The sequence below is a fragment of the Burkholderia sp. FW306-1C-G01B genome (genome assembly GCF_058781685.1).
The window spans coordinates 560,727-582,185 of sequence record NZ_JBYSWZ010000001.1 but is presented as its reverse complement, the minus strand read 5'-3'; the positions used below and the strand labels follow the sequence as shown (position 1 = coordinate 582,185).

Here is a 21,459-nt window from a genome sequence, read left to right as displayed (position 1 = left end):
TCCAGGGCACCGATGCGCCGGCATCGACGAATGATGCGGTATCCGGCCGCGAGCGACGAGATCGATAGAACATGCCTGCAAAGCTGAAAAGACTTGTATCTCACGCGGCCATGGCGGTTCGCAAGCCATTCGAGCCGGGGCGCGTCCGGCGGCAGCAGCAGTTCCTGCTGTACGCAAGCGGCGCGGCGATCTCGGTGTTCATTCTGGTGTGCGCGGCACTCGTTTTGCTGCTCGACGTGCAGGAGTCCCTCGAGCGCTTCCGGGTCGAGTTCACGGAGCGCAGGGCCGAACTCGTTGCCGAGGTGGAGATCATGAGGGCGCTGCGGAATCGCTATGTCGAGGACATGGAGCTGCAATGGGACAGCGTCGTTGAAAATTCGCGAAGCCTGCCCGGGGTGCTCGCCGGCAAGCACGGCAAGCAGACGTTCGTCGGGCGGAAAGGGCGAATTGCGATCGCTGCATTCGCCGACATCCCGCTGGCCGCATCAGCGAGCAGTCACTTGCCTTACCTCGCGCGCTATCTCGAGCCGGTCGAGGTGACGGGCGTCCTGCCGCCGCCACAACCGGCCGATCCGGGCGGTACTTCCTATCTGATCGATCCGAACGGCGATTTCATCGTTGCGGCAGGGCATTCGCTGGTGAAGCGAGCGATTGCGCTGCCACGCGGTTTCGATGTAAAGGCACTCGTCGAGCAACTGCGCCCGATGACGACCGATACAGCCGTTTCGATGGCGCCCGTCGCTCGTCAAAACACGATTGTGCTCGAGCGGCGATACGATCCGGTGCTCGGACGCTCCGTGCTGCGGATGGTGCAATGGGTGCGTGGCGCGAACGGCAGGCCGGTCGTCTGGTTCGTCATCAACAGCCCGCCGCTGATAGAGGGGATACTGCGTTCGCCGGGTGCCGGCAGGGAATACGCGCTCGTCGATTCCAGCGGAAATCTCCTGCTCGGCCGGCAACCCGACCGCACGATGGTGGCTCGCGCGCTCGAGCATGCGAGCCACGACGACGGCGAGCGAGCGGGCGCACATCGCGTCGGCATGAACTTCGTCGTCAGCGACAGGATACCGAGATCGGACGAGGTGGTGATGGCGGCCATCTCATGGCGTGCCGTTCTGAGTGACGTAGCCTTGCGCGCGAGCTTGACGGTCGCGCCGGCGCTCTTCGCAATCGCGCTGCTGTGGATCGCAATCGTGATGTTCGACAAGCGCGCGCTGCGCCCGGCGAATCGGCGAGCGATTCGCCTGATCGAAAGCGAGGCGCTCAACCGGACGCTGATCCGCACGGCGCCGGCCGGGCTCGTGCTGCTGTCGTTCGTCGACGGCGAAGCGATCATGCGCAACGACGCGCTGATCGCGTACGAGCGGGACGTGTCGGGCGAGCCGCTCGGCAAGCGCTTGTGGCGCGCGTATCGGGACGGTGCGCCCGCCGGCAACGCGCGTGGGCGCGTCACGCGGGAGCTGGCCGTCGAGCGCGCGGGATATGGCACCGTCTATCTCGACGCGCACATCGTGCGCACCAGGTATCGCGGGATCGACGTGCTGCTGTGCACGCTGCTCGACATCACGGCCCGCAAGCAGGCGGAGGAGAAGCTGCGCGAGGCGAGCGAAGCCGCCGAGCTTGCGAACAAGGCGAAGTCGACGTTTCTCGCGACGATGAGCCACGAGATCCGCACGCCGCTCAACGCGATCATCGGCAACCTGGAACTGATGGAGCGCGCGCAGATGGCGGCGCCGATGCGGCGGCGGCTGGGGACGATCATGTCGTCGTCCGATGCGCTGCTGCGCGTGATCAACGACGTGCTCGACCTGTCGAAGGCCGAGTCGAACCAGATGGTGCTGGAAAGCATTCCGTTCGACCTGCGTCGTGTCGTGAACGACGTGGCCGCGATCTTCCGCCCGCTCGCGGACGCGAAAAACCTGGCGCTGACGTGCCGCATTGCCCCGGATCTCGCCGATGGTTACGTGGGCGATTCGACCCGGCTACGGCAACTGGTGTCGAACCTCGTCAGCAATGCGATCAAGTTTACGAAGCGCGGCGGCGTGACGATCGACGTGCGGCTTGCACAGGCGGGCCCGGCCGGCCATGGCGTCGAAATCGCCGTCAGCGATACGGGCATCGGCATTCCCGAAGACAGCCTGCCGACCCTGTTCGACGTCTATGTCCAGACCGATGCGTCGATCTACCGGCGCTTCGGCGGCACGGGGCTCGGGCTGCCGCTGTGTCGGCGCATCGTGACGCTGATGCGTGGCGAACTGAGTGTCGACAGCCGTCTTGGCGAAGGCACGGTTTTCGTGGCTGCGTTGCCGCTGCCCGAAGCGCCGTCCGGCTGGCGAGACGATGCGCCGGAACCGGGGACGTTTGCGGATACCGCGCACGGGTATGACGCAGAGGCGGAGTCCGAAGCGGGCGCAGAGGCGGAAGCGGAGGCCGACGATGACGAACCGCTGCGCGTGCTCGTCGCCGAGGATCATCCGGCAAGCCGGGCGTTGCTGCGCGATCAGCTCGACGCGCTGCGCTACGACGCCACGATCGTTTCCAATGGCATCGAGGCGATGCGCGCCTTCTTCGAGCAGCCGTACGACGTGGTGCTGACCGATCTCGGCATGCCGGAACTCGATGGCTTCGCGCTCGCGAACTTCCTGCGCGAGCAGGGCGCCCGCGTGCCCGTGATCGCGATGACGGCGCACGCGACCGACGAGGATCGCCGGCGCTGCGAACAGGTCGGCGTGGCGGAGGTCGTGCTCAAGCCGCTGTCGATCGAGACGCTCGACGCGGCGTTGCGGCGGCATGCGAGGCACCCGGGACCAATGAATCACGGGCGTCCGGATCAAGTCGCGCGACCCGTGATGACGGACGAGATCAGGCAGACGCTGCACGCGGCCTCGTTGCATTCGCTGACGGTGCTCGATACTGCGCTGTCGAATGACGATGCCGATCTGGTCAAGATCGAGCTTCATTCGATGCGCGGCGGCTTCGCACTTGCTGGTGCCACGGAAGCGACGGATGCGTGCACGCGTGCCGAAAAGACCCTGACAGACGGCGGCATCGAAGCAATGAAGGCTGCTTGGCCGGCGTTCGAGCGGCAGATCGAATGTGCGCTCGAGCGGCTGTCCGGGGCAGGGCCGCATGGATCGTGCGAGCCCGTCTGATTCGCGAACAAGCGGCGCGTCGTTGCGGATCGGTACGGCGGTCGCCGACCCAGGGTCTTCAGGGAGGGGCGAATTACTCGAACATTCGGGTAGTGCGGCTCCCGGGAGCCGCTGCATGACCGTTTGGTCGAGTCGTTTCGACTCGTGACCCGTTTCGCAATCGCCGTTGTCGCTTTCCTGCAGCGATTCTTCAAACTTTCCGTTGTCGTCCGACGTGTCCTGGGGCGCAGTTTGAAGCCCGTCAGCTGCCTGCGTATCCCCGTTTCCCTCCTGAGCGAGCGCGGTACGCGCCGATGCGATTCAAGCGAAAACATCAATGGGTCATCGAGGCAATACTCCGTCACGGGAACCAGTCTCCCGGTTCATTCGCGGGCTGAACTTGGCGGCCTAGCTGGATGGCTCAACGAGCGCGTCCGTGAAAGGCCCCTGGGCAGTTGATACACCAACTGCGAGATTCCAGAGATCAGTTGCATCGCCCGGTTGATTCCGCCCCCGATATCCGCCTTGCAGGCGGTGAGGTAATTGAAAAAACCCGAAAGCAAAATCCGGCACAAGGGAGTGGCCGTGGTCTTCACCCTACGCGCCTATGCGATCCACGCGACGCGTTGCAATCGGATTGCCGCACATTTTGTTAAATCTATTTGACGATTGGCGGCCTGAATCCGTGGGATGCGGAGATTCGTACTTGTCTCAGATACCCATCTCATGGTTATAGAACTTGTCCTATTTGAGGGGGAGTGGATGGTTGGTAACATTATCACACAGTTCGCGTCCTATTAAATAGTATCAATTAAATCTGAAGCGGCATCTCGAGGTGCCAGGGCAATGCGACTGCGGATTCACGATCTTTCGAACCTCGGTCGAAGTGTCGATCAAGTCCATTTATCAAAAATTATTGGGGGTGAGTGACCGATAAATTCCGTGAAAATTAGTTATGCAAATGGTTGGTTTGCAGATGTCGATTCCGGCAAATGCGACTGAAGGTTATTTATTGAATATTGAGTGAGTTGGAAATGAAAAAAATCACGATGATGGTGGCTGCTGCCGGTTTCGCATGTGCGGCGATGAACGCTGCACAAGCTGCGGACGGCACGATCAACTTCACGGGCGAGATCGTGGCTGCGTCGTGCGGCATTACGGGCGGCAGCGGGACGTCCGTGACCGGCAGCAAGGGCGATCAGTCGATCGACGTCAAGCTGGGCAAGGTCAGCGTGGACGCGCTGGGCGGCGCTGCCGGCGGCGGCATCGCGGCCGGTACCGCGATCAACCTCAACCTCGATTGCGGTGCGACCGGCAAGGGCCTGAACACGGTCAAGGTGCGTTTCGATCCGGCCAGCGGGTCGGGCCTGGACGCCAACAACAACAAGCTGCTGAAGACCACCGGCACGGCCAAGGGCGTGGCCATCGGCCTCTTCAACACCGCGGGCACGCTGCTGAACCTGAACGCCAACGAGACGATCGACGCACCGCTGGTCCAGGGTGGCACGGAAGAAGCGCCGACCTATACGGCCAATCTGGCGCTGAACGCCGGCTACGTGAAGGCCGGCACCGACGTCGTGGCCGGTACCGCCAACGGCACGCTGCCGTTCACGCTGACCTACGAGTAATCCACCTTCGGGCGAGGGCATCCCTCGCCCGACCAACGATTTCCCATACGACATGAAACGATTCCACTTTGCCGGGCTGGCCCTGGCCAGTTCGCTGCTGTTGTCTACGGGCGCCTCGTTCGCCGGCATCACGCTCGACGGAACCCGCGTCGTGCTGGCCGCGCCGAGCAAGGAGGCGTCAATTCTGGTCCGCAACCGCGCACCGGCCGACGTGATGATCCAGTCGTGGATGGATGCGAGCGACGGGAAGTCGGACGTGCCGTTTGCGATCACGCCGGCGCTCAGTCGCCTGGGTGCGGAGAAACAGCAGACGCTGCGGATTCTCTACTACGGTCAGGGTCTGCCCGCCGATCGCGAGTCGGTGTTCTGGCTCAACGTGCAGGAAATTCCGCAGAAAGCCAAGGCCGACAACACGCTGCAGATTGCCGTGCGTCAGCGCGTCAAGTTCTTCTACCGGCCCGCCGGCCTGCCCGGAAAAGTCGAGGACGCGCCCGCGCAGCTTCGCTGGCGGCTCGTTCAGCGCGATGGTCGCACGCAGCTCGAAGTCAGCAATCCGTCGGCTTTCTTCGTCTCGCTGGCTTCGGTCAAGGTGCAAAGCGGCAGCCGGGACTATGCCGCGGCGGCCGAGATGGTGCCGCCGTCCTCCACGCGCCAGTTCGCCATCAAGGATCTGCCGGCCGGCACTGCTTCAGCGGGCATGAAGGTCCACTTCGAGTCGATCAACGACTACGGCGCCGTCGAACCGCATGACGGCACCACCGCCGGTTGAAGCGACCGGTTAGAAACATCGTATTCCTCTTCATCTTCGTTATCCCCGGGCCCTTGCCGTGGGGAGGGGAGTGTTCGCGCTTGCGATTCCGCTCGGGAGGTGAATCAACTTAGAGAAAAGGTATGGAGAACTTCACAAAGGAACGGGATGTATGGACGGCCGCGCAGATCGGCATGCCGTGCCTTGCGTTGCTTGGCCTGATGCTGCCGGCGCACGGCCACGCGGTGGAGTTCAACGAGTCTTTTCTGCGCAAGGGGGAAGGGCCGGTCGAGCTGAGCTATTTCGAGAAGGGCAGTTCGGTGCCGCCCGGCAGCTATGACGTCGACGTCTATCTGAATCACACGCTGGTCAAGCGTCAGGACGTCGCGTTCCGTGCCGATGCAGAAGGCACCGTCAAGCCGGCGGTGACGCTCGGGCTGTTGCGTGCCGCTGGCGTCAACGTCGCGCGGCTCGAGAAGGACGGGCGTATCGCCGCGGGTGCGGACGACGCGACGATCGTGGACCTCCGCGCCGTGGCGGACGGCGCTTCGGTGGAATTCGAGTCCAATACGTTGTCGCTGAACATCAGCTTTCCGCAACTGTATGTGTCGCGAACCTCGCGCGGCTACGTGGACCAGTCGCTGTGGGACGACGGCGTGCCCGCCTTGTACAGCGATTATCAGGTCAGCTACAGCCGCAACGATAGCCACGGCCACAACAACGAGTATTACTTCGTCGGTTTGCGCAACGGCTTCAATGCCGGCGGCTGGCGTTTTCGCAACGAATCGACGCTCACCGGCACCACGGGGGCGGGCAGCCGCTTTACCAGCAACCGCAGCTACGTGGAGCGCGACATCCGGCGTTTGCGCAGCAAGGTGGCGGCCGGCGAGCTGTATACGTCGGGCGACATCTTCGACAGCGTGCGCTTTGTCGGCGCGCAGATCGGCACCGATCTCGGCATGCTGCCCGACAGCGAGGTCGGCTTCGCGCCGGTCGTGCGCGGGATTGCCGAGAGCAATGCGGTGGTGGAAGTGCGGCAGAACGGCTACGTGATCTATTCGACGCCGGTGCCGCCCGGCGCGTTCGAGATCACCGACATCTATCCGAGCGGCTCGAACGGCGACCTCGAGATCAGGATCACCGAGGCCGACGGACGCGTGCGCCGGTTCACCCAGCCGTACTCATACCTGCCGGTGATGGTCCGGCGCGGCAGCCTGCGCTACGCGTTTGCCGCCGGCCAATATCGCGTCCAGGGCCAGTCGAGCCCGAAGTTCACGCAGGGCACGCTGGTGTACGGCGTGTCCGACAACTTCACCGGCTACGGCGGCATTATCGCCGCGGACAACTACGTGGCGGCCGCCCTCGGCATCGGCGTGAACACGCGCATTGGCGGCATGTCGCTGGACGTCACGACGAGCCGGTCGCGCACGTCGGCCGGTACCCGGCAAGGGCAGAGTGTGCGGTTCCTGTATTCGAAGACGCTGTATCCGACCAACACCACGTTCACGATGGTCGGCTATCGCTATTCGACCGACGGCTACCGTACGATGAGCCAGCACGTCGAGGACGCGGACCGTTCGTACGGGCCGCGCGTCGCGCGTCAGAAAAGCCGCCTGGACGTGAACGTCAACCAGCCGCTCGGGAGCGGCTCGATGTTCGCCGGCGTAGGCGACACGACCTACTGGAACGGCGAGGGACGCAGCCGGCGCCTGCAGGTCGGCTACAGCAACAGCTACAAGAACGTCAGCTACAGCTTGTCGGCGTCGCACATCCAGGAGTCGGGGCCGTTCGCGCGGCCTGACACGCAGTTCAACGTGTCCGTCAGCATTCCGCTGGGCAAGGCATCGAGCACGCATCGCCTGTATGCGAATGCGGTTTCGTCGACGCGCGGCGACTTCAACGTGCAGACCGGCGTGTCGGGTTACCTGAACGACAGCAACACCGTCAATTACGGCGTGCAGGCCGGCTACAGCCGCGACGGCGGAGGCTCGGGCGGCGTCAGCGCGGGCTGGGATACGCCGAACGCGAAGCTGACCGGCAACTTCACGCAGGACCGCTCGGGCCGGCATTTCGACGCGGGCGCATCGGGCTCCGTCGTCGTGCATGGCGGCGGTGTCACGCTTGGCCAGCCGCTCGGCGAGACGTTCGCGGTGGTCCAGGTGCCGAAGGTGCGCGACGTGACGTTCGGTGGAGCGCCGACGGTGCGCACCGACCGGCGCGGCTACGCGATCGTGCCGTATCTGCAGCCGTACCGTCAGAACTGGCTGAACATCGATCCGTCGAGTGTCGGCACGCATACGGAGATCACCGACAACGCGAAGATGGTGGTGCCCACGCGAGGGGCGATCGTGAAGACCCGCTTCGACGCGGAGTCGGGCCGGCGCGTGCAGTTCGAGCTGAGCCAGGACGCAGGCGGCAAGGTGCCGTTCGGCGCGCAGGCGTATGACGCGAAGGGCAAGCTGCTCGGCATGGTGGACAACCAGTCGCGTTTGCTCGTGTTCGGCATCGAGGACCAGGGCAGCATCGATGTGCGGTGGGGTGACGACAGTTGCAAGGTGACCTATCAATTGCCGACGCTGAACAAGGAACTGGCGTACGAGCGCCGGGCGGCGATGTGCAGGGGCGCCGGCACGATGGTCGGCGCCAGATGACAGGTGTCCGGAAAGCTTTTCGCGTGACTGTTTGCTAAAGAACGGGCACGGACAATGATCTGGGAAACGGAAAATGAAATTCATACCAATTTTAATTTTGGTTTTATTGTCGAATTATTCTCACGCGTCTTGCACCATGAAAAGAAGTGATGGTGTAACAGTGCCGTCACTTGTTGTTACTCTCCCAAAATTCAGTCCGCCACCATTTGATCCAAATGTTCCGGATGGAACGGTGATTTTTTCGTCGTCTGGGGCGTCGAGCGGATTGGGTGGAACGTTATATTGCAGTTCAGTAGTTGGTGACGTTATCTATGTCGGAAGGACAGGCTCCGCTCCCGGAAAATACAACACATATCCCACTCCAGTTTCCGGAGTGGGGGTTCGTATAAAGGGTGGCATCAATGTAAGTCAATGGTGGCCACAATCGAGTACTGTCACCACCACGTCGGCTATTTACTATGCGGGTTCGGAGTTTACGGTTGAGCTCGTGAAAACTGGTGATATCACGGCGCCGGGTGTTCTGAACGGTGAAATTGGAATGACTTATGCGTTAACTCAGGGAACGAAAATCCGTTCGATCGTGACCAATGGCGCGATCAATATTCGTCCGCAAGTACCGACCTGCAATCTGTTGACTCCGAACATAGCAGTCGATCTTGGGAAAGCATCGATGGGTGAGTTGAAAGGCGTTGGCGCAACGTCGTTACCCAAGCCCCTGGAGGTGCGTCTCAAGTGTTCAGGCGGGAATCCCGGCACGTCGACGAGAATGTTCATGACGCTCACGGACTCGGCAAATTCCGGTAACCGTTCCGATACGCTCTCTCTTGCGCCCGGTTCGACCGCCAAAGGCGTCGGCATTCAGATATTGCGTGGCTCGGACAATACGCTTGTGAGTTACGGTCCGGATTCCGCTCAGACAGGAAATCCCAATCAATGGGCGGTCGGGAGTTTCGGCAATGTCGACGTCACGATTCCTTTCAGGGCTCGTTATGTGCGAACGTCCTCCGACGTGGTGGTCGGCAAGGCGAACGGTGTTGCCACGTTCACCATGAGCTATCAGTGAGGTTCGCTCTGGAATCCGGATCGATGGCGCGTACGGGGATTGCCGGCAACGCGAAGCCGGTGGCGCCACACGCGGGGCCACCTCTCGATCAATGATGCAAAAAGGATGGATTCGTCATTTCGTACAAGTGCGACCACATTTTGCCGGTTAATTAAAATTCGTCCTATTTCCCGCTGCGTGTGAGTCATCGAAACTGACGTCAGTGGAATTGACGTTCCACGCATCAGCTAGATGCAACTGAACGACATCGCCAAGTTGCTCAATGGGCGACCCCGTCAGACGCTTGGCTGGAGCACCCCCGAAGAAGCAATGGCCAGGGAATTGGAAAAAGCCGGTTTAGCTAAACGTCGCACTTGACTCTTGAGATCGCCCTGTTCGGCATGGCGCATATGGCACAAGCCGATACCGTGTCGAAGAAAATCACGCTGACCGCGCAGATCAACGGCGGCATCTTCGTGTCGAGGCGGCCGGCTCGACCTGGCATGGCGTCTGACGTTCAGGCCGAGAGAGCGGCTTGTTGTGGCTGCGGCTGACAAATCAGGGACGCAGGCGCCGCTTGTCATCAACGTTGGATACGGCGCCGTGATTTATCAAATGGTTCACCGGCTGCAGTGACGAACTGGTGGGCGGTGAAAGTATCTGTTCTTTGTTTTTGTCGGAAATGGCTGTGATTCTATTTCGCCGGTGAAATGCGAATTCCGGAAATTTCCGTCTGGTGAGATTGTTCTCTGATCGATGAGAATGGAGGGGGGATGTTGAGGAAATGCGAAATGCGAATAAAAATCGGAACTGCTTTGCTGTCGTTGCTTAGTTTGTTTTTGGTTTCGCTTCCCGCGCATGCGTGGTATCTCGAAAGTGGATCTGTCGTCAATAGTTATCAGGGGTGTACCTGGCGGAATAATGGAGATGGAACCTCCACGCTAAATATGGTTGTCAATTTCAAGCAGGGTTTTGGTAGTTCGAATAATAAAAAGTTCGCGGCGCGCGGTTTTATTGTGTACACGTATACTAAGGATGGTCTTCTAGATAGGAGTTCCCGAGCTGCCATTGCCATTTGGCTGGATGGCATGAAAAATGATTTCGTTGAGAATGGCACTGGGGGTAAGTATAAAGTGTATTCTCATAGTACAACTGTTGGGACGCCATGGAGGAACATTTCCCCATTCAGCGGCCATGTTGAAATTTTAATCTCTGATGAAGAGATTTCCGATTGGCCTGCGGTCTCAATTCAAGCTGCAAATTTGACTGCGCCCGGAAATGACGTCGGCGAAATAACGGGTGGTGCGTATTTCGCTCGGAACAACAACACTGCTAACTGTACGGTCATTGACCCGGAGACGCCGCTGCCGCCCGTCATCGCTATCAGCATGACCGCGCCGGACTGGAACCTGGGTGAGCTGCCCGAGGGGAATGGAGAGAAAATTTTCCCGAACAGTCCGGATCAGCTTTGCTTTACCTATTTGGGCGCGGCGGTGAGCGGCAAGCAGTTCATCATCAACGCTGACAGTGCCAATGGCGTTGCCGGCAGCCGCTATCGCCTCAAAAACCTGAAGGACGCTTCGCAACTCGTACCCTACAACGTGACGCTAGACAGCGGCACGTCGAATGTGTCGCTGCCGAATGCGAGCAATAAGTCGCTGCCTCTCAATAGCTCGGGCAGAACCTGCTTCGTACCGACCTTCAAGACGACGGTCGACTCGACCGTGAAAGACGGCGATTACAGTGATGTGCTGACGTTCACTGTCGTCACCAAATCGTAGGAGATCCCGTGAAAGCGTCTACACGCTGTAACGTACTGGTTGCGCTGCTGTTCGTGCCTGCCGTCGCACTGCCGCAGACCGTGAACCTCACGGGAAAGACCCAGAGCAAGATCGCCGCGCACGTGACCAAGCGGGACGTGCTGACCGTGACCGACGACAAGGGTGGCTGGTTCGACAAGGGGCTGGAAATGCAGCAGCTCGGTGGCTGGACGACGCCGTACGAGGTGCAGGCGCGACTGAAGGTCGTATCGACGAGCGGAGTGTTCCAGGTTCGCATGGACGAACCGCTGACGATTCGCAACCAGTCGAATGCCGCCCAGGTGTTCCGATCGCCGAAGGTGCTCCTCGGCAACGAAGGCGGGAATTCGAAGGCGCTGTCGGTTGGCCAGAGCGTGCAGTTCCAGAACCCGGCGCCGCCCGTGGCCGGTACGGATTCGGTGGGCTACTACGGTCTCGCCATTTCGGCCTATCCGCCGGAAGGCGATTTCAAAAGCACGGTGGGTACATACTCCGGTGTGTTGTCGATGGTATTCGAACCGGTCATCAAGGCGCCTTGACGAGCCACCGTCATTCCAGGTGTCACCCCCATCTTCCATTGATTGACTGATACATGCACATGAAGCTGCTTTCTTCCGTATTCTTCGGCGTTTGTGCGGCGGCCTGTCTGTCCATGTCGCCCCCGTCGCTTGCCGCGATCGACCTGATGCCGAAAGAAGTACAGGTCGACGCGAAGGCGACGGCCGTGCAAGTGGTCAACAACAGCGATCGGCCCGAATACGTGAGCATTTCGCTGTCGCGTCTGCTCAACCCGGGCGTGCCGCTGGAGGATGAGCGGCTCGAGTCGGTTGGCGAATCGACGCATCCGTCCATCTATGCGTATCCGTTCCGCATGACGCTTTCGCCCGGCCAAACGAAGACGATCACGCTCAAGCCATTGCGCGCGGTCGAGACGGAGACTGTTTACCGGCTCGACGTCAAACCGGTCGTCAAGGTGCTGGCGGCCGAGAAAAAGGCGGCGACCGCCAATATCGTCGTCAATCTCGGATTCAGCGGGTTGGTTCGCCAGTTGCCCGAGAACGAGCGCCGGACGCTTTCCGTCACGTGCGAAGCCAACGGTGCGCGCGTAACCGCGACAGGTACCGTGCGCTACCCCGTAACGGGTGCCGAGGCGGACGGCCATAAGCTCGACGATTTCAATGTCTATCCGGGGGTATCGCTGCCCGTGCCTGGGCGCGTCGTGAAGATTCCAAGGCATCCGGTGTGTGACGGCCACGAGGGATAATCCGTCGTTTCGATGCGAAATGGACAACCGCTCCATTCGCATATCGCCTGCATTACCCGAATGACACGGCGTGTACCCTTAGACGCTGACGTGCGAGCCGACAGACGGGCTCGGAATCGTTGGTGGGTGTGGTGTGGAGATCCGGTTTCCTGACGAGTCGGAAACCTGGTGATACTTCCATGAGTCTCCCCTTTCTCTCGTGGCCGCCGCCGAATCCGGCGATGTTGCCTGCTTGTGCGCTCTCGCCGGCGCGACGCTGACCGCGAGATGACTCCCGGTTCCTGCGATACGCAAAACAGCGATTCGAGCATGACTGAATTGCCGTGGCGCTGCGTGCGGGACGATGATCCGGCATGCATTGGCACCCGTTGAAGAGAGGCACGAGCGTGCCGCGCATTGAAGCGCGGCCTCATGTTCCCGCCTGTCGCTCAACCCTTCGCGACGACGTCGATGCGCAGCGCGTCGCCGCCGGCGACGATCGCGAGCAGGCGATCGACGTTCGGGTGCGCGCCGGGGCGGTTGCGTGCGTCGGCGGTGTGCTCCGCGAACACCGCGAGACCATGCTCGGCAGCCTTCGCGTCGAGCGTGCCGAATGCCTGCTTCAGGTAGTGGTAGACCGCGAGCGAACCCTGCTTGCCGGGCTGGTTTTCGATGCTGGCGACCACATCGCCGTTCGCGCCGACGAGATCGATGCGCGCGATGCCGTCGATGGCCGGCAATTGCGCGAGGTTGTCCTTGAATACTGGGGTAGCTTGAATCACTGAAAACACTCCGTCGGTTCGGTCATGGGCCAATGAGCGTGGCCGGCCGTATTTTATCCGATCGGTTTCGGCGCACCGGCCGGCGCGGCCGGCCGGTGCGGCCGGCGGCATCGCGTTCCGTCACCGCCCGGCGTCGGCCGGCACGCCCGCTTCCCGCGAGCGCTCGATGTCCGGGCTGCGATACGCGCGCTCGGGAATCTCGGCGAGCCGCGATGCATGTACCTGCCGAGGCCCCAGGCCATAGAATTTCTGGAAGCTCATGATCAGCGGCGACCATTTGTCGGGATCGATGCGGTCTTGACGACCCTCCATCAGCAGGTCCGGATGCACGTGCACGCGCTGGATGCGCACCTCGAACACCGTGATCTTCCCGCGCAGGTCGGGTGTTTCATCGGCGAGCCCGTGCACGGCCGCGACGACCGCTTCCAGGTGAATCGGGCACTCGAGCGCGCGCGGCGGCGACACGGTCTGCGATGGCGTCTCCGTCAGCCCCGCCGTGCCGAACTTGTCGGGTTCGTATACGTAGCCTCGCGCGCGCTTCGATTCGGGCACCGGATGCGTGCCCGTCGTCCGTGCGATCCGGTCGACCGCGTGCGCCTGCGCGGACGACGGCAGGTTCAGCACGCATTCGCCGGTGCGCATCAGGTTGCGGGTGGTCTGCGAGCTGGCGGCGATGCCGATCACGCCGCGCCAGCCCAGCCAGAACGCGGACGAGATCGGCGCGAGATTTGCCGTGCCATCCGGGTTCAGCGTGCTGACCAGCACGACGGGCGTGCCGAAATAGAGGATGTTCGGTTCGGTGACGCGATGCGGAGCGTTCATGGTCGGGGCCTTCGCTTCGTTGAGGGATCAGTCCGCATGCTGATCCTGTCGCGGCCGCGCGGCGCTCCGATTCTTGTCGTGTCATCCGGAGATCGGCGCGCTGCGGCGACGCACGAAAATTGCTCGCGGAGCAGCGCTTGCAACGCGCTGCAACGGCGCGAGCATGCGGTACGCGAACGGCCATCAGCGCATCGGCACCACGCCTGCTTTTCCGCTACAGTAAGAAATCGCAGGCCGCACGCCGCCGCGCCTCGCGCGCCGCGCGACCGCAATCCGGAATTGCACATGAGGGCCCCGATGGACACGCCGCAACGCTATACCGCCAACGCACCGACGCGCGAGGAAGTCGATGCGCTCGCCGGTTCGACCGTCATCGAATTCGGCACCAACTGGTGCGGCATCTGCGCGGGCGCGCAGCCCGCGATCGTCGAATCGTTCGCTGCGCATCCCGCCGTGCGCCACCTGAAGATCGAGGACGGTCCGGGCCGCCCGCTCGGCCGCTCGTTCCGCGTCAAGCTGTGGCCGACGCTGGTGTTCCTGCGCGACGGCGTCGAGGTCGCGCGCGTCGTGCGGCCCGCCGATGCGAAGCAGATCGAAGCCGACGGCTTCGCCGCGCTGGCCTGACGTCACGATCATGCAACAGGCCATCACGCATATCGCCGTCGACGCGCGCGGCAGCGGCCTCGTCGAGTTCACGCCGCAGGTGCGCGCGTTCGTCGACCAGCAGTCGATCTGCACGGGCCTGCTCACCGTGTTCTGCCGCCATACGTCGGCTTCGCTGCTGATCCAGGAGAATGCGGATCCGTCGGTGCGGCGCGATCTCGAACGCTATTTCGCGACGCTCGCGCCGGAAGACGAAAGCCGCTACGAGCACGACACCGAAGGGCTCGACGACATGCCCGCCCATTTGCGTACGGCGCTCACGCAGGTGCAGTTGTCGATTCCGGTCGAGCACGGGCGCATGGTGCTCGGCACCTGGCAGGGGATCTACCTGTTCGAGCATCGTCGCGCGGCGCACCGGCGCGACATCGTACTGCATCTGATCGGCGAATAAGCGGGAACGTGAGCGGGAACGCGTGATGCAGCGCCGGCGCGCGATGCCGTGTGCGTTTGCGCGCGGCGCACCGCTTCAGGCGAGCAGCTTCTCGACAAGGGCGCTGAGCTCGCGCAGGTGGACGGGCTTCGGCAGGAATTCGTCGAACACGTGCTTGTTCTCGCGCAGCGCGGCCGATTCATACGCGCTGACGCCGACGATCGCCGGATGGCGGCCGTCGTCGTCCGGCTGCGCGACCGCGCGAATGCGCCGCGCGACCTCGAAGCCGCTCAGGTCCGGCAGTTCGAGATCGAGCACGACGATGTCGTAGCGGTCCGTGCCGAAGCGTGCGACGCCTTCCTGGCCGGTGCCGCACAGATCGGCGTCGATGCCGAGCGCCGACAGCATCGCGCCAAGTGTTTCGCGCGCGTTGTCGTTGTCGTCGACGACCAGCGCGCGCCGGTCGCGATGCGCGGCGGCCGCCGACAACGCGGGCGTTTCGCCGGCCGTCTCGGTGAAGTCGGGCACCTCGACAGGCAGCGTCACGACGAATTCGCTGCCTTCGCCGACCACGCTGCGCACGTCCACATGCCCGCGCAGCGTCGTGACGATTTCGCGCACGACGGCGAGCCCCATGCCGATCCCGTCCACGTGCAGCCCGACCGCGTCGTTCGCGCGGTAGAACGGTTCGAAGATCTTCGACAGATGCTGCTTCGCGATGCCGGTGCCCGTGTCGCGCACGACGATCGTCAGTTGCTTGCCGGCCGGCGCGTCGGCGAGCGCGATCGATACGTCGATCGACCCGCCGAGCGTGTACTTGACGGAATTCTCGACCAGGTTGGACAGCACCTGCCGCAACAGCTTGCGGTCCGAGCGGATCGACAGATCGTGCGGCTGGACCTGCTGCGCGACCGCGATCCGCTTGGCCGCGATCTTTTCGCGCAGTGGCTCGATGACTTCGGCGAGCAGCGATGCCATGCCGACCGTTTCCAGTTCGGCGAGGCGCTTGGTCGAGCGCAGCTTGATGTAGTCGGTCAGGTCCTTGACGAGCGCTTCGAGCGACAGCGCGGAATTCTGCAGCCGCCGGATCGTCTTCAGGTTCGCGTCGGATTGCGGGCGCGCGAGCAGGATCTCGATCGACCCGCAGATCGCCTGCAGCGGCGTGCGCAGTTCATGGCTGACCATCCCGAGGAACGCGTTCTTCGCCTCGATCATCTCGAACGCGCGATCCGACGCCTTGCGCTCCGCGTCGAGCGCTGCATCCTGCCGTTCGAGCAGGTCGTCGCGCGTGCGCATCGTATAGAACAGCAGCAGGAACAGCGCGCACAGGATCACGCCCAGCACGATGCCAAGGATCAGGATCGCGCGCTGCTTTTCCTTCAACTGATGGAACGTGAAATCGCGCTGCGCCATCTCGATCGCGCGGAAGTAGTTCGCGAGGCCGTTGACCTTCGGCCAGTACGCATTGACCTCGTCGATCACCTGCCGCGCGTTCTTCGGCGCACCGCGCAGCAACGGCACGTCGTGCTTCAGGCGCGTCATGAATTCGCCGAGCGCGTCGATCTCGTTGCGCGCCCGCGGAATGCGCAGCCAGTATTGGGATACTTCGGACGGCCGTTGCAGAAACCCGAACGATACCGACAGGCTGTCGAGCTGCATCTGCACGCGATCGAAGTCGTCGTCTTCGTGCGTCGCGTAGAGAATCAGTTGCCGGTCGAACCGCGTATAGACGTTGCGGTATTGCGCGGCCGTCCAGAACACGCCTTCGCGCGGCCCTTCGAGCACGCCCTCGTTGACCGAGGTTGCGAGGAGGTCCCACAGCAGGAACGCCCACGCGGCGAATCCCGCGATCCACAGCGACCCGAGGATCAGAATGATTTTTCTGTTTTTCCGTCGCGGCCGCGTCATTTCACTTCACGGTCAGGCCGATGATCTGCCACGCGAACTTGGCTTCGCCGAGCGGCGTCTTCAGCTCGTCGGGATACTGGTCGCGCGGATACATGATCCACAGCGGGCCGTAGTTGTCGTTGCCGAGCACCTTGCCGTTCATCGTTCGCGCGAGGATCACGCCGTATTTGTCCGCATCGGACACCGGAATCGTGAACGTATATTCGTCGATGCAGTGGAATTCGATCTGCGTGCCGTGCGCGCCGACGGTCTTCAGCACGTCGGACAGGCGCGGGCCGGTGAAGGTCGCCTTCGGCGTCCAGCTCGTCGACGTGACGATCGTATGCTGCGGCAGCGCCATCAGTGCCTGCTCGGAAAACACGTAGGCCGTCCTGCCCTGCTGGTTGCTCTTGTCGATCTTGCCGTCGACGGTGAACGTAAACGACGAAGCCGCCCATGCCGCGGCGGCCATGCCGAGCAGGCAGGCCGTCAGCAGGCTCTTGGTCCAGATGGTCGAAACTCGCATGTCTTTCCCTCGTTCGTGCGGTGGTGGGTTGTCGATCCGGCCTCAGCTCGCGGCGGCCGCGGCGGGCAGCGCGATCTTCAGTTCGCGCGCCACTTCGGCGAACAGGATCGGCAGGCGCACCGGCTTTTCCTCGCAGCGCGCGTTGTAGTGCGACACGATGTGCGCGATTTCGTCTTCGCTGGCTTCCCCGGTCGAGATCTTGCCGGTCAGCAGGAAGATCGGCGCGCCGCTGTTCTCGCTCGAACGGATGCCGCGCACGAGATCGGCGGCGGTCTGGTCGCCGAGCATCCAGTCGAGGATGTAGCCGTCGAAATCCTCGACTTCCAGCGCCTTGCGGAACGTGGCGCCGTCGAAGTACGGGATCGCGTTCACGCCTTTTTCGATGAAATATTCACATACCGTTTCGGCGACGTCCCGGGAATCGTCGACCACGGCGATGCGTGCCGCGTACACGTTCGGCTGGGTCGAACGCAGCTCGACGACGTCGACCGCATACGTGCGCCCTTCGCGCGCGTGTTGGCGCTCCGTGACGATCCATTCGCCTTGCCACTGCAGCGCGACGAAATCCGTTTCGATCTGGCTGCTGGCCTTCGTCGAGATCGCGGCGCGGCAGCGGAAGCGCCGCGACTCGATCACGAGCGTCGCGTCGATCATCTCGGCGGCGGCCGGCTGCGCGCCCTTGTCGTCGAGCAGGATCGCGGGCGGCACGCCGAAGTGCGTCGCGATGTCCTGCAACTGCGACAGGTTCCATGGGATCAGGCCTTTCATCTTGCGCGTGACGACCGAGAAACTGAGGCCCAGCACATTCGCGATCGTCGTGTTGTGACTTCGCGGCGGAATGCCGTTCCGGTTCAGGAGGTCGCGCACCTTGTTGGCGGTGATGAGATCGACGTTGGCCTGCTCGCTGTTGGACATCTCGACGGGGTCTCCAGGGGTTTGGGCGAGGAAGAGCATATCAAAAGTGACGCGTCACGCAAACTTTGAAAACGCGAAGGACCTTGACATGCCATTTTTCTCCATTATTATTGCTCACCACGTCACTATTGTTTGTCGCGTCATGTTTGGGGCCAATGTCGGCGACAGCCGATACGGCGAAAGGCGACGGCAATGAAGTAGTGATGGAACGATTCAAAGAGAGAGCCTGAGAGAGCCTTGGACTGCGTGTCGGCGTCGGCGGATTGTATCCGCTGCGCCGCGCGCAAGCCGGGTACGATCTCGCGGGGTGGAATAGCTCGAAGAATTGCGGCGCGAATAAACGATGCGGAAGAGCGCGAGGACGCGCGCATCGTCGCGCTGAAGCAGGCCGCGAAGGCCCAGCCGAAGGCGGCCTACGATCTCGGCCTGCGTTATTTCCGCGGCGATGGCGTGCGCCAGGACAGCTACCAGGCACGCAAGTGGATGCGCGACGCCGCCGAGCGCGACCGCCCGCGGCGGCAAGGAATCGAAGAAGCTGCTCGAGTTCGCGCGCAAGGCGAAGAAGGAAGACGAAGAAGACTGGAAATGGCGCACGCAATGGCGTGACGTCTATTACGGCTGCTGGAACTCGGGCTATCCGTACTACGGCGTCTGGAATCAGACGTACTGGTACTACTGACCGGGCCGGAAGCAACGGGGGCGGCAGCGGGGAGACCACCATCGCGCGCCACGCCGGGGGCTTATCGAAGTTCGCAGGTACGCATAAGCCGAACAACGACTCTATCGATCGATAACGACATGAAGACCATCCTTTCCCATCGGCTCACTCAAGGTGCGCTGGTTGCGGCGCTTGGCGCGTCGACTCCGGTGATGGTGTCGTTCTATTTCAAGCCGGCCAACTGCACGGGCCTCCTGTGCACGACGCTGAATCCGCTCAAGCAGAACTGAGCGGGCGCGTCAGGCGCAGCGGCATCGCGCGGGTCATTCACGGCTGAATGACCCGCGCCCGCCGAATCGAGTGCCTCAGGTGCGCCACGTCACGCGTGGACGCATCTTTTGCCGCCGGCTTGCCGGCGGTATTTCGTTTACGCTCGGGCCGCGCCCCGTACGCGATCTCGCTGCAAGATTTCGATCACGTTCAAAGCGGACTTGCCTGTTCTCACGCGCGAACCGGGCACTGACGCTGCCGCGACGGATGCGCACGAGCGGCGGGCGGTCGCCCGTGCGCCGCGACGCATCGACGTCGCGCTTATCGCAACGCCGACACACGTCGCAGTCGTCGGTCATCGTGTTCGCGGGATGGCGGTGCTTCCACATTGTCTCGCGACGTGACCCGATGCGCGTCACGCTGCTCCGTTTGATCCCTTGACATCAATCAATCCGCCATATAGGCAGCGGCTTCATTGGTAAATCGGACAAGAAACGTCTCTATATCAATTTGTTTAGGACATGACCGATTTAAAACGCCAGATCGTAGTGGCAGTATCGAGTCTTACATCGTATCGATAGGCGATGGGCTCGCGGTAGACAGAGGGCGTCGGTCTCGTCGAAGTTGTCAGGCCATGTCAACCGGGCTCGAAATTTAACGATCTGTGACGTTTGATTGAGGGGCCATTTCAATCGATTCAGATTCGCATTACTAAACAAAAGATGAAATCGATCATCGGTCCGGGCGTCGATCCGTGCCGGCGTGGCGAGCATTGCGTGTCGATGCGCCGCCATTCCATTGGCAATCGATCGCGGCGGTGATCGCCCAGGGTTATGCCTTCGTTCAACCAAACTAGATTCACTCCCGCCGTTCGCGGAAAAGCTTCACGGTTCAGGTTTGTGGATGCCGCGCTGCTTGTCGTCACCGCATGGGCGGCGAGAAGCTGGCTGGGCGGCTCGCCGTCTGCTGAATCCGATGCCGTGCTGATGGCCGTTTCGATTGCGTGTGCGCTCGTCCTGTTTTCGTTGGCCGGCTTGTATGGCGATCCCGAACGTGGGCTGTCATGGCGTCGCATGTGGCTCGCGCTGGCCTGTCTGGCCGTCGCGTTATGTGTCGGCACGATTTCGGTCATGGCGCGCGACCGGCAATTCCCGGTCGCGTTCGACTGGCTAGCCGGCTGGTTCGCGTTGTCGGCGGTCGCGCTCGTCGTGTCGCAGGCCGTGCGGTGGTGGCTCGGCGTTTGCGCGGCGGCGCGGCATGCGCGGCGCAAACCGGTTGCGCTCGTCGGGCATCGCGAACGTTGCCGGACGCTCGTTGGCCGCGATGCGCGTGAAACGTGGCGGCCGTTCCGGATAGCCGCGATCTTCGACATGTCCGGTTTGTCGCCGATCGGGCCGGAAGAGCCGGCCGTGCATCGTGACCTGGCCAACTTCGTCGAGCACGTGCGTCGCGCGCAGGTCGGGGAGATCTGGATCGTGCTGCCGTTGTCGGAGGCCGATCGTGTCGGCGAGATCGTCCGCGCGTTCGCCGAGGATCTGGTCGACATCCGCTTCATGCCGGACCTCACCGGCATGACGCCGCTCCATCCGGACGGGGCGATTCGTGGTCGCGCGCTCGATCTCGTCTCATCGCCGCTGTCCGCGCGGGCGCTGGCGGGCAAGGCGATGTTCGATCGCGTGTTCGCGGGCCTGGCGTTGATCGGAATCGCGCCGCTAATGGTTGTCGTTGCGCTGGCGGTGAAGCTGTCGTCGCCGGGGCCGGTGCTGTTCCGGCAGCAACGCAGGGGCGCTTACGGGCGCGTCTTCACCATCTACAAGTTCCGGACGATGCGCGTGCGCGACACGCGCGAGCCGGGTGAAGTCCGGCAGGCGACGCAAGGCGACCCGCGCGTCACGCGTGTCGGCGCGCTGCTGCGGCGCACGAGCCTCGACGAGCTCCCGCAGTTCTTCAACGTGCTGAAGGGCGACATGTCGGTGGTCGGGCCGCGCCCGCATGCGGTGGAGCACGACCGCTTCTACCAGCACCTTGTCGACGGCTATATCCAGCGCTACCGGATCAAGCCGGGCATCACCGGCTGGGCCCAGATCAACGGGCATCGCGGCGAGACGGATCGCGTCGAGAAGATGCAGAAGCGGGTCGAACACGATCTCTACTACCTGAACAACTGGTCGTTCGGGATGGACGTGAAGATCGTGGCGGCGACCGTTCTGTATGGATTCACGCATCGCAATGCCTATTGATTGACGCGTCGACGCACGTCGTCTGGATAACGGAAATGGAAACTGGAAAACGGCCCGGCTCACGGGCGCAACGATTGCGATCGG

Annotated in this window: 18 protein-coding genes and 2 pseudogenes; 15 read left to right on the top strand and 5 right to left on the bottom strand. The window is 62.5% G+C overall.

Translation table 11 applies throughout. The features are described 5' to 3' along the window. The first annotated feature begins 71 nt into the window (after positions 1-71). From AC3WLY_RS02625 to AC3WLY_RS02580, 10 genes and pseudogenes are all read left to right on the top strand, one after another. Complete coding sequence (locus tag AC3WLY_RS02625) at positions 72-3,152, top strand: ATP-binding protein (RefSeq protein WP_492310424.1); 3,081 nt, start codon at positions 72-74, stop codon at positions 3,150-3,152. Between the two features lie 1,013 nt (positions 3,153-4,165). Further along, complete coding sequence (locus AC3WLY_RS02620) at positions 4,166-4,759, top strand: fimbrial protein (protein ID WP_175960280.1); 594 nt, start codon at positions 4,166-4,168, stop codon at positions 4,757-4,759. Between the two features lie 52 nt (positions 4,760-4,811). Next, on the top strand, positions 4,812-5,528 hold the full coding sequence (locus tag AC3WLY_RS02615; protein WP_492310423.1) for a fimbrial biogenesis chaperone: 717 nt from the start codon (positions 4,812-4,814) through the stop codon (positions 5,526-5,528). A gap of 122 nt (positions 5,529-5,650) precedes the next feature. Next, positions 5,651-8,158 (top strand): fimbria/pilus outer membrane usher protein, encoded by a 2,508-nt coding sequence (locus AC3WLY_RS02610; protein WP_492310422.1) that lies wholly within the window; start codon positions 5,651-5,653, stop codon positions 8,156-8,158. A gap of 73 nt (positions 8,159-8,231) precedes the next feature. Next, on the top strand, positions 8,232-9,221 hold the full coding sequence (locus AC3WLY_RS02605; protein ID WP_492310421.1) for a fimbrial protein: 990 nt from the start codon (positions 8,232-8,234) through the stop codon (positions 9,219-9,221). A gap of 234 nt (positions 9,222-9,455) precedes the next feature. Then, positions 9,456-9,578 (top strand): annotated as a pseudogene (locus tag AC3WLY_RS02600) (IS30 family transposase); the annotation flags it as partial. After that, positions 9,575-9,754, top strand: a complete 180-nt coding sequence (locus AC3WLY_RS02595; protein WP_244137272.1) for a hypothetical protein — start codon at positions 9,575-9,577, stop codon at positions 9,752-9,754. The pseudogene AC3WLY_RS02600 and the gene AC3WLY_RS02595, both read left to right, overlap by 4 nt. A gap of 237 nt (positions 9,755-9,991) precedes the next feature. Next, entirely contained in the window at positions 9,992-10,981 is a 990-nt protein-coding gene (locus tag AC3WLY_RS02590) for a hypothetical protein (protein ID WP_175960286.1), read from the top strand. Between the two features lie 8 nt (positions 10,982-10,989). Next, on the top strand, positions 10,990-11,538 hold the full coding sequence (locus AC3WLY_RS02585; RefSeq protein WP_175960288.1) for a CS1 type fimbrial major subunit: 549 nt from the start codon (positions 10,990-10,992) through the stop codon (positions 11,536-11,538). A 59-nt stretch (positions 11,539-11,597) separates the two neighbouring features. Beyond that, positions 11,598-12,263: a hypothetical protein gene (locus AC3WLY_RS02580; RefSeq protein ID WP_492310420.1), complete on the top strand. Its 666-nt coding sequence runs from the start codon at positions 11,598-11,600 to the stop codon at positions 12,261-12,263. 428 nt (positions 12,264-12,691) lie between these two features. Here the strand turns inward: AC3WLY_RS02580 and AC3WLY_RS02575 are convergent, their stop codons facing one another. Together AC3WLY_RS02575 and AC3WLY_RS02570 are read right to left on the bottom strand one after the other, a co-directional pair. Next, entirely contained in the window at positions 12,692-13,024 is a 333-nt protein-coding gene (locus AC3WLY_RS02575; RefSeq protein WP_310130546.1) for a DUF2322 family protein, read from the bottom strand. Between the two features lie 120 nt (positions 13,025-13,144). Further along, entirely contained in the window at positions 13,145-13,846 is a 702-nt protein-coding gene (locus AC3WLY_RS02570; RefSeq protein ID WP_425132871.1) for a flavin reductase family protein, read from the bottom strand. A 297-nt stretch (positions 13,847-14,143) separates the two neighbouring features. Between AC3WLY_RS02570 and AC3WLY_RS02565 the strand changes: the two genes are divergently transcribed. Both AC3WLY_RS02565 and AC3WLY_RS02560 read left to right on the top strand, forming a co-directional pair. After that, on the top strand, positions 14,144-14,470 hold the full coding sequence (locus AC3WLY_RS02565; protein ID WP_072438204.1) for a thioredoxin family protein: 327 nt from the start codon (positions 14,144-14,146) through the stop codon (positions 14,468-14,470). A 10-nt stretch (positions 14,471-14,480) separates the two neighbouring features. Further along, positions 14,481-14,900, top strand: coding sequence for a secondary thiamine-phosphate synthase enzyme YjbQ (locus AC3WLY_RS02560; RefSeq protein ID WP_492310419.1), 420 nt, complete (start codon positions 14,481-14,483; stop codon positions 14,898-14,900). 75 nt (positions 14,901-14,975) lie between these two features. Here AC3WLY_RS02560 and atsR read toward each other — a convergent pair whose 3' ends face one another. The 3 genes from atsR to AC3WLY_RS02545 are packed head-to-tail and all read right to left on the bottom strand — an operon-like array spanning position 14,976 to position 18,207. Next, positions 14,976-16,787, bottom strand: a complete 1,812-nt coding sequence (atsR, locus tag AC3WLY_RS02555) for a hybrid sensor histidine kinase/response regulator AtsR (RefSeq protein WP_492310418.1) — start codon at positions 16,785-16,787, stop codon at positions 14,976-14,978. Position 16,788: 1 nt separating this feature from the next. After that, positions 16,789-17,292 (bottom strand): putative pterin-binding protein, encoded by a 504-nt coding sequence (locus AC3WLY_RS02550; protein ID WP_175960298.1) that lies wholly within the window; start codon positions 17,290-17,292, stop codon positions 16,789-16,791. 42 nt (positions 17,293-17,334) lie between these two features. After that, entirely contained in the window at positions 17,335-18,207 is an 873-nt protein-coding gene (locus AC3WLY_RS02545) for a helix-turn-helix domain-containing protein (RefSeq protein ID WP_310130559.1), read from the bottom strand. A 339-nt stretch (positions 18,208-18,546) separates the two neighbouring features. On the opposite strand from AC3WLY_RS02545, the pseudogene AC3WLY_RS02540 reads away from it, so the two are divergent. From AC3WLY_RS02540 to AC3WLY_RS02530, 3 genes and pseudogenes are all read left to right on the top strand, one after another. Then, positions 18,547-18,886: pseudogene (locus AC3WLY_RS02540) on the top strand (SEL1-like repeat protein); the annotation flags it as partial. Positions 18,887-19,005: 119 nt separating this feature from the next. After that, positions 19,006-19,155, top strand: coding sequence for a hypothetical protein (locus AC3WLY_RS02535; RefSeq protein ID WP_425132868.1), 150 nt, complete (start codon positions 19,006-19,008; stop codon positions 19,153-19,155). Between the two features lie 813 nt (positions 19,156-19,968). Then, entirely contained in the window at positions 19,969-21,375 is a 1,407-nt protein-coding gene (locus AC3WLY_RS02530; protein ID WP_492310199.1) for an undecaprenyl-phosphate glucose phosphotransferase, read from the top strand. Positions 21,376-21,459: the final 84 nt, after the last annotated feature.

What these genes read in the sequence shown, in the direction of transcription:
- AC3WLY_RS02625 (WP_492310424.1), top strand. Translation starts at nt 72, where the DNA reads ATGCCTGCAAAGCTGAAAAGACTTGTATCTCACGCGGCCATGGCGGTT.
- AC3WLY_RS02580 (WP_492310420.1), top strand. Translation starts at nt 11,598, where the DNA reads ATGAAGCTGCTTTCTTCCGTATTCTTCGGCGTTTGTGCGGCGGCCTGT.
- AC3WLY_RS02615 (WP_492310423.1), top strand. Translation starts at nt 4,812, where the DNA reads ATGAAACGATTCCACTTTGCCGGGCTGGCCCTGGCCAGTTCGCTGCTG.
- atsR (WP_492310418.1), bottom strand. Translation starts at nt 16,787, where the DNA reads ATGACGCGGCCGCGACGGAAAAACAGAAAAATCATTCTGATCCTCGGG.
- AC3WLY_RS02605 (WP_492310421.1), top strand. Translation starts at nt 8,232, where the DNA reads ATGAAATTCATACCAATTTTAATTTTGGTTTTATTGTCGAATTATTCT.
- AC3WLY_RS02620 (WP_175960280.1), top strand. Translation starts at nt 4,166, where the DNA reads ATGAAAAAAATCACGATGATGGTGGCTGCTGCCGGTTTCGCATGTGCG.
- AC3WLY_RS02545 (WP_310130559.1), bottom strand. Translation starts at nt 18,207, where the DNA reads ATGTCCAACAGCGAGCAGGCCAACGTCGATCTCATCACCGCCAACAAG.
- AC3WLY_RS02590 (WP_175960286.1), top strand. Translation starts at nt 9,992, where the DNA reads ATGCGAATAAAAATCGGAACTGCTTTGCTGTCGTTGCTTAGTTTGTTT.
- AC3WLY_RS02560 (WP_492310419.1), top strand. Translation starts at nt 14,481, where the DNA reads ATGCAACAGGCCATCACGCATATCGCCGTCGACGCGCGCGGCAGCGGC.
- AC3WLY_RS02565 (WP_072438204.1), top strand. Translation starts at nt 14,144, where the DNA reads ATGGACACGCCGCAACGCTATACCGCCAACGCACCGACGCGCGAGGAA.
- AC3WLY_RS02550 (WP_175960298.1), bottom strand. Translation starts at nt 17,292, where the DNA reads ATGCGAGTTTCGACCATCTGGACCAAGAGCCTGCTGACGGCCTGCCTG.
- AC3WLY_RS02610 (WP_492310422.1), top strand. Translation starts at nt 5,651, where the DNA reads ATGGAGAACTTCACAAAGGAACGGGATGTATGGACGGCCGCGCAGATC.
- AC3WLY_RS02530 (WP_492310199.1), top strand. Translation starts at nt 19,969, where the DNA reads ATGCCTTCGTTCAACCAAACTAGATTCACTCCCGCCGTTCGCGGAAAA.
- AC3WLY_RS02570 (WP_425132871.1), bottom strand. Translation starts at nt 13,846, where the DNA reads ATGAACGCTCCGCATCGCGTCACCGAACCGAACATCCTCTATTTCGGC.
- AC3WLY_RS02535 (WP_425132868.1), top strand. Translation starts at nt 19,006, where the DNA reads ATGAAGACCATCCTTTCCCATCGGCTCACTCAAGGTGCGCTGGTTGCG.